Source organism: Specibacter sp. AOP5-B1-6 (assembly GCF_052376555.1).
GTDB lineage: Bacteria > Actinomycetota > Actinomycetes > Actinomycetales > Micrococcaceae > Specibacter.
The window spans coordinates 1-7,895 of the sequence record NZ_JBQSVT010000073.1 but is presented as its reverse complement, the minus strand read 5'-3'; the positions used below and the strand labels follow the sequence as shown (position 1 = coordinate 7,895).

6 protein-coding genes are annotated in these 7,895 nt (G+C 57.9%); 3 read left to right on the top strand and 3 right to left on the bottom strand.

From position 1 onward, the window contains the following. From ACT3TS_RS19240 to ACT3TS_RS19230, 3 genes are all read right to left on the bottom strand, one after another. On the bottom strand, positions 1-1,833 hold a 1,833-nt coding region (locus ACT3TS_RS19240), incomplete at its 3' end, for a DUF262 domain-containing protein (RefSeq protein WP_444533142.1). 244 nt (positions 1,834-2,077) lie between these two features. Continuing rightward, on the bottom strand, positions 2,078-3,808 hold the full coding sequence (locus ACT3TS_RS19235) for a GTPase (RefSeq protein ID WP_444533141.1): 1,731 nt from the start codon (positions 3,806-3,808) through the stop codon (positions 2,078-2,080). A gap of 4 nt (positions 3,809-3,812) precedes the next feature. Continuing rightward, positions 3,813-5,651 (bottom strand): GTPase, encoded by a 1,839-nt coding sequence (locus ACT3TS_RS19230; RefSeq protein WP_444533143.1) that lies wholly within the window; start codon positions 5,649-5,651, stop codon positions 3,813-3,815. A 314-nt stretch (positions 5,652-5,965) separates the two neighbouring features. Here ACT3TS_RS19230 and ACT3TS_RS19225 point away from each other — a divergent pair, with 314 nt between their 5' ends. From ACT3TS_RS19225 to mobF, 3 genes are all read left to right on the top strand, one after another. Continuing rightward, positions 5,966-6,160 (top strand): hypothetical protein, encoded by a 195-nt coding sequence (locus ACT3TS_RS19225; RefSeq protein WP_444533140.1) that lies wholly within the window; start codon positions 5,966-5,968, stop codon positions 6,158-6,160. A 308-nt stretch (positions 6,161-6,468) separates the two neighbouring features. Next, a complete protein-coding gene (locus ACT3TS_RS19220) occupies positions 6,469-6,807 on the top strand; it encodes a hypothetical protein (protein WP_444533139.1) in 339 nt (112 codons plus the stop codon). Next, a partial coding sequence (gene mobF / locus ACT3TS_RS19215) for a MobF family relaxase (protein WP_444533138.1) occupies positions 6,804-7,895 on the top strand: 1,092 nt, incomplete at its 3' end. The genes ACT3TS_RS19220 and mobF, both read left to right, overlap by 4 nt.

Genomic DNA, 7,895 nt, shown 5'->3' with positions numbered 1-7,895 from the left:
GCTAATCACGCCTTGGTGCCCATCAGGTACTGGCCACGTCGCGACGAGAGCATCTATGAGGTCTTCAGTGCGGTCATCGATTAATTGTTCGGTCCATCCACTTGAGGAGACTTCCCGAACCCTTCGATTCATCAGGAATACGTCGTGTTGGTCCAACTTTGCCCGTTTCCCTATTTCTCCAAGCCATGGACCGTTGGAAATGGACGAGTTCAGGGACTTCGTTATCAGCGTGAGGTTTCCAAGTCTGTGAATATGGGAATCCCGGTCAATCTCTGCGGTTAGGTCAACGACAGGCCAGTGTTCTGACCAGCTACGAGGCATGAGATGTTCAATCGGCAAACCAACCCGTGGCACTCGAACTCCGGTTTTGGAACGCTTGTGACCTGTGAAGCCACGGTAGTGATCCTCCGCAGCTTCCAGGAACATTCGCAATCGGCCACGCTTGAATCGTCGATACGCCTGCTCGGTGGCCAAGGCGGCCCGTATTTCCGTGTCCCCAGGCCAATACGTGCTGACAGCGTCCAATCTGGTCAGAAACGACTGAACCCGATCAGTAACTTCCTCGGCAGGGGCATTGCGGTGCGTTCCAATCAGATCGGCAACAACTCGTCCAAGGTCACTCATCGAAAGTCTCATGAGGGCACGGCGCATAAACCAGCTCTCAGTCATTGCAATTACTCGACTGATCGTTTCAGAGGAATAGGAGGTTTGTGGCTCGTTCAACCACAGCAGTACCGGCTTAAGAGCCTCAATCTCCGCAGACTGCGAACGGTAAACACACATTTCAACGGCGTTCAAGTCTGCGTGCGGATCGGCTGCCTTCGCGCTCCACCCCTGGTAGCGCGTTGCCTGCTGTTTAATAACGCCGAGGAGGTCGACCATCGACTGGTCAGACTCATGCTCGACAAAATGTTTGAAGCGAGAAAAAGTCGATTTGGGGCCTATCTCCTCCCCTGCACGCGACACTAACCATTGGTTGAGAAACAGCGAGCTGCGGGATACCGGATACCGGCCAACACTGACTTCCTTTTCCCAGAATTTCTGTTCAAATGGCCACAACTCTGTGTACGCATACTTGGTGTCAACGCCTTCGGACTCCAGGCGCTGAAACACAAAGTTTTTGATGAGGTCAGCAGCGGTCAAAGGAGTACCACGAGCATTGAGAGTCTCGAAAATTTCCTGCGAGTTCTCCTCAGAGGTCAGTCCAATGACCACAATCTCCAGAGACTGGGTAAGAACGTTTGTGAGGATCGCGGCTTTAGTATTCGGTTCTACACCAGAGGCCTCATCTAGCCAAGCGTTGACCTGTCCAGAAAAATATTGATGTCCCTTGACCAACAGAGACGTTGAGTGGGCGAGGACCTCATAGTCGACAGGAACGGCGGCGAGCATGACCTCGTCGTATGCCAGCCGGTCCCGATTGGTGTGCCGCAACTTCAAGGACACATCATTACCTTGGACAAACGCCCCTGCATTGTGAGTCAATGCTGCAAGTTGCCCGGTTAGATGTTCAAGTCCGCGAGACTCAAAGGCTCCCGCGGCGGCGTCGAAGAATAATTGCAACGTTGTGAGCCGCTGCTGTCCATCAATGATTGACCAAGCCTGCATCGAACCCCATTGGCTAGACATCGCTTGGAGGACAACGGCGCCCAAGAAGTGGGTTGCCGGCTTTCCAGGATTCGATAACTGGAGTTCTACCAGACGGCGGATATCCTGCCAGAGTGGCGCCCACTGGCTTTCCTCATCCCACACGTACGCTCGTTGAAATAAGGGCACTATGAGATGCTGGGGCATCGTGAATACGGCCAGCGGTGTACGAACTCCAGTGTCCATCGATTGTTCTCCTTGATATCGGCTCGAGCCTAGATCCGAGTCCGCTACGAACTCTCTCGTCAGCGCACCCGCGTACACTTTGAGGTTTTCTTGCCAAGTTGCACCATGCGAGCAACCTAGAGGTTGGTGTACATAGTCACAGTATCGCTAGCCTCAGACAACCCCGCTCCATTGCCGACACCGAGTCCGCGACTTCGACCAGTCCGGCGAGTATCGTGGCCAAAACAGCCACTCTCGTCGACACTCATTTATTCAGTGCGGGGACCTCGAGCCGATCGAGCATCGACTGAGCGTCCCCTTGAATCGCGTAAAAGTCGCGTTCTAGGTTGTTGCGGAAGTCCCTAGCGTCGTGAACAGACTGGCTGGTTTCGTCAATCGCACCGATCCCTTTGCCGAACTCCGAATCGAGCTCACCCCGCAATTGGACAAGTGCTGTTTTCGAGATTTCGTCGCACTGGGCGAGGACGCGCCCGACTAGGGCACTCCGCCGGCGCATCTTCTCCTTCACGGCACGTACCTCCTGACGCTCATCGCTCCAAACCGAATATGCTTCTAGGGCAACAGGAAGGACCATATTTGCGCCCTTCGCGATCTTGCCGAGATTGTTCGCCCAGCGCACGGCTTGCCACGGTTCGAACTTTTTGCCGAGGAACTTTCCTGCCTTGTAGACAAATTTGTGCCCCATGCTACCTGCCGAGTTCTTGACACCGTTGCCTGCGCCCCAGACCGTCTCGAATGCTCTCAGATGCTCTGCAGCCTTGGGTCCCCAAGCGGGAACGCGCACGCTCTTCCCGGCTGGCTGCTGTGCAATGCCCGGGTGTACAAAGGTGCTCTGTGCCTCGATGTTCCCCTGCACGTCGACGGAAAGCAGCTGTCGGGCATACGGCGAGGCCTCGATCTCGCGTACCTCGGAAGTCAGATCCGCAAGCTGAGAAGCCAAAATGTCATGCACTCCTATCGCGAACCTCTGGTTTGCTGAGTCCAATTCTTCGTTAAGTGTCGAGGAGGCAGCGTCTAGCCTCGACCAATCTGTTGCTAGTGATTCTTCTATCGATTCCACAGTGTTCGCGAGACGCTCGGCAGCCCGGATGCACTCATTACGAAACTCGGTCTCCTGCCGCACTAAGGCCGAATCCAGCAGTCCTCGGCGGTTTGTGAGAGCGGCACGCTGGCGTGCCAACACAGTCAGGACCGCTTCCTCGGCGGGGTCATCGGTGAGGGCTGCGAGCGCTTCTCCCGCGACGAGTGCGACTTGTTGAAGTGGCACTCGGAAACAGGCCAAGTCACCACGGGCGTGGGCGATCCGGTTGATTGTGGCCCTGACCTCGTCTATCTTCGATGCATCGAAGCGACGAGCGGCCCGCAACGGGTCTGGCTCCTGCAGCCCACGCCGATAGGTTTCGGCGTCGCACTCGACCCACGGCACTTGGTCGGCGAAACCATTCAGTGCTTCACGGACCGCAGCTTCTCGTACCCCGGTTGCCGCGACGAGGCTACGACACTTGGTGACGACCACAAGCAGCTGTGGCCCTTTTCGCAGGTCCTCGGTGATGTGGCGCAGGTGCTCGACCAATCGGTCATCAAACATCTCGACAGTGACGGTGAACAAGACGAGATCAGCGGACCGCAAAGCTTCCTCAGCGAGCTCGTCATGCTCCTCCTGGCCAGCCTGCACACCTGGGGTATCGACTAAGTCAACGAGGCCGTCCCAATCAAACACGTCAACAGTGTCCGTCGCGACCGCCGAGTCGATCACCACCTGCGCGGTGTCATTAGTGAGGGCCTTGATCAGAGTCGATTTTCCGCTACTGTACTGCCCGGTAAGTACCATCCGAGGACGTTTGTGTTCCTCGATGACAAGCATCCGTTGGAATCTCGACGATTCGTCAGGGGACAGGTTTCCAAGGAGCATCACTAGGCGGCTCGAAAGGTCGCGCGCCATAGCTGGGGCAGAGTGGTACAGGAGGTCGTTCATTTGGTCAGGCTCCTCGGGGAACTAGGTTGTGGACAATCTGCACCTGGGATCCCAGATGATCAGATAAAGTCGCGGACCAGGCATCCAGAATTTGGTTTGGCACTGGGGCATTGGTAGTGACGGTGGTGCCGGTGGTGCTGCACCTGATGGAGGCTGGAACTTCTTCGGTCAGGCCGGCGACGTATGACATGGCACGCGCGCCAGGGAGCTCTTGGTACGGCGCCCTCCCAAAAATCATTGTCTCCGGTGAGGACGGGGGAAACAGCCAAGCCTCCGACAGCCCTTCGCTGGTCATCTCGATTGCTGTGCATACTCCAGGGAGTCGGGTCACCTTTCCAACTGACGCTGCGAGGCGAGGGCGACCGTCAGCACTGAGCAAGCAACGGGCTGTTGCGTGGTCTAGGGCTGAAATTGCGGGTCCCAGTGACTGCCGCTGGCGAGACACTAGATTGGCTACCGCCAGCGAGTCGACCTCGGCTTCTGCATGACCGGCGAAAACATGGGCAAGGTCTTCACGGATTCGTGTGATGGTCCCACTCAGCTCAGCCATCACCTCCTCTTCCAGCAAAGCGAGAACCTTGCCGATTTCCGTTTGGAGGAGCTGTCGGTTGGCTTCTAGGATCTTTCCTTTGCTTATGAAGAAGGACTGAACCTTTTTTCGCAACGGAGTGACGAGAAATGAGCCAGCCACATTGATCGCTATGCCAGCAAGGGCTCCAACGACGGTGCCTGCCGGGCCCAGAGTTGAACCCACAGCCATGCCAAACGCCATCAAAGCGAGCGCCCCGCCTCCGCCAACGACCGCACCCGCCACACGTCCTTTCCACAACCCACGGAAGTCGTGTAAACCTTCGACCTTTAATCGTCCACGAACAGCCGTCGTCCACTCGCGCTCCGTCTCGGCCCTTGTGTCATCGATTGCTCTCTCCAAGTCGTTGCACCTCGCCTTCAAAACCTCGTCGAGCTCAGCGACTAGATCAGACTGTTCCTTCTCCCAAAGCTCAGCGACCTGCGGGCCAAAATCTGTAACCGACCCATACCACCCTTGCCGGTTACCGACAATGCGGACAACGTCGTCCTCCATTCTCTGGCTGCAGGCGTTGATCAGACGTGCGGTACGTAGTTCCTGGTCTTCCCGCATACCTCGAGCAAAGTCAACGATCTCATGGGTGCCCTGCTCAATAATGGCGAGAACTTCAGTTAGCTCAAGTACTCGTGATCGGACATGATCAGTCTCGCGCAGGACGCGCCGACCTGTACGCCGTTCCTTGCTCTCTTGTTCCAAGATGGCAAGGACGCTTCTCAGACGGCTCGCCTCCCATAGCTCGACATCAGTCTCTCCGACTGCCAAAGCTTGGCGAGCAGCCTCGGCGTGGAGCATCACCTCGGCGACCGGGCGTACGGCCGCCGTGGAAAGATGGGTACGGATCGTTCTGAAATGGCCCTCGTGTTGAGCAAACACGGCGTCTTGATCCTCAAGGAAATCTTCTCGGTCCAGATCATCGGCCAGTGGTGCGCGGCAATTCAGTGCCACGACGACGGGTTTGCCGCGCAACGCCACAGCACGTAGCGCCTGGGCAGTCTCCTCTTGGAAAGAGTCATTGCTCGCTATCCACAGTATGAGGTCAGCACCTGACACCTGGGCCATAGCTTGGGCAAGGTCATCCTCACCATCCTTTGCTCCCACTCCTGGCGTATCAACGATTTCGACATTGTCTAGTTGCAGCGCACGAGCCGCGAAGACGTCTCGCGAGTACCGCTGCCGACCGTCCCCGATCCGTTCCTCTGAGCTTCCAGTCAGCGCCGCCAGGAGTGTACTCTTGCCAGCCATCGTTCGCCCCATCAGGACGACCCGCATTGGCGCATCCGCCAGCGGCACGTCTCCCCATTCGGAGGGCGACAGTAGACCGAGAAACTGTCTGGTCGTTTCGTTCGCCGAGACAGCGTCCAGAGAGCGCTGATAAGACTCCGTCAGAAGCGCTCGACAGGCTTCAATGGCCTGTCTGTGCGCCGGCAAGGGATCCTCGAGCGATGGCTCTGGACCGAAGAACTGGTCCCGAGCATCGTGACTCCATTCGTGCCTGTCTGCGCCAACCAATCGTCCCCCTAGAACTACCCACTTTGTCCACATGATCATAGTCGCTGCAAGGAATGGGGTTGCTCGTCGACCATCCCATAACGCCTCCCAAAAAAATTGGTCCCTCGCGCACCGGGCGCAAAGAAAGCACTATTCAACCCTTGCATTTCGTTGAAACCGGCCAGCCAGATCCAATCGCCAATATTCACCTAGCCGATCAAACGATTGCCAATAAATTGACACCGGAGCCTCTATTGCTGAAGCCCACCAGTTGAGTTACACGTCTGGCATCCAAGGCCTTGCCCGTGGCGGGAAGTTCCACGGGCAGTCATGGTGTTCTGGGCCCAACTGGCCATGATTCTGTATGTCTACGAAAAAGTGCCCAGAATGCCAAGCCCCGTTTGAACCGCGGCGCACCACCCAGCTGTACTGCTCAGCCACTTGCTCGGGACGATCCCGTGAGCGGCGCCGCCGGGACACTCGGCGAGCCACAGCAAGAACTAGCACCCAAACCCTCGTTGCCATTGAGCACGCCAGTGGCAACGCTCGCCTCCTCAATGCGGAGAAAGAGCACCTGCACAGTTTGCAATCTGGAACATCCGTCATCCTGTCCAAGTCCCAGGAAACTGTCCTGGCTCGGGACAGAGTCATCGACGATCAGCGAACCCAGCTGCACGTATTGGCCAACAAGTATTTTGACCAGTCCAGTCAGCTTGCAGAGGCCAAGGCTGAATGCGTCGAGCTGAAACTGGAGGTCTCGCGAATCCTGAAGACTAGAAACGCTGATCTGCAGGACCTGATGCAGATCGCCGTTCGCATGCTCCAACTCACCGACCACCTCGGCATCCCCCTTGACCGGCCCACCGCGGAAATCTTCCACCGTCGCGGCTGGAACACGAAGATCTCGGAAGAAGCCCGATGACTATCTCCATCGCCCGCCTGACCGCGAAGAGCGGCGTCAAGTACCTGTTGAAAACCACCATGCACGACGACGTCCCCCTCACCCCAAGCGACGCAACGAGCTACTACATGAAGGCCGGCACTCCCCCTGGCCGGTGGATCGGCAGCGGCTTGGCTGGAATAAGCCGTGAAAGGCTGGACCCCGTCACCAGTGACGACGCCACCGCAGTCTTCACCAACGCCGACCACCCGGACACGCACCAGCCATTGGGCCACCACCACGGAAAAGCCACTATCGCCCATCGCAACGGTGAGGAAATCCAGCGCGTTGCCGTGGCCGGATTCGACCTGACGTTCAGCGTCCCTAAATCCATTTCCGTCCTTTGGGCGCTGGCTTCACGCGATGAACAGCAGCAGATCCTCGCCGCTCATCATAATGCCGTCAATGAGGTCCTGGAGTGGCTCGAGGAATCTGCCATCCACACCCGCACCGGCCGCGGCGGAGTCGCCCACGTCGCAGCGAAGGGCGCCGTGGCCGCCGCGTTTGACCATTGGGAATCCCGCGCCCGAGATCCCCAACTCCACACCCACGTGGTCATTGCCAACCGGGTGCAGCGGGCAACTGACGGTGCATGGACCACACTTGATTCGAGGACGCTCTACAAGGCCACCGTGGCGGCCAGCCAACACTACAACGGCCTGCTCTTTGACCGCTTGCAGGAACGCCTGGGCGCAGTGCCCGATTTTCGGCCACCCACCAGCCATGTGCGCAACGCCCGCCATGAGCTCGTAGGCGTCGATGACGCCCTGATCCATGAGTTCTCCAGCCGCTCTCACAGTATTGAAGAGGAGAAGGACCGGCTGGTCGAGGCATGGAGGCTGGAACACGGCCGTGAGCCCTCCCCCACCATGGTCATCAGGCTGCGCCAGCAGGCCACACTCTCGACTAGGCAGGCGAAGGGCAAGGATCCGCGGCCGCTCAGCGACCTGGCAGACGGCTGGCGTTCCCGTGCCCAGCGACTTGGCTTTGACCCAGACCAAGTGGTCCGCCAAACCATCAACCATTCCCACGAACGCCCCATCACCGCCGCCGACCTCACAGGGTTATGG

What these genes read in the sequence shown, in the direction of transcription:
- ACT3TS_RS19235 (WP_444533141.1), bottom strand. Translation starts at nt 3,808, where the DNA reads ATGAACGACCTCCTGTACCACTCTGCCCCAGCTATGGCGCGCGACCTT.
- ACT3TS_RS19230 (WP_444533143.1), bottom strand. Translation starts at nt 5,651, where the DNA reads ATGGGGCGAACGATGGCTGGCAAGAGTACACTCCTGGCGGCGCTGACT.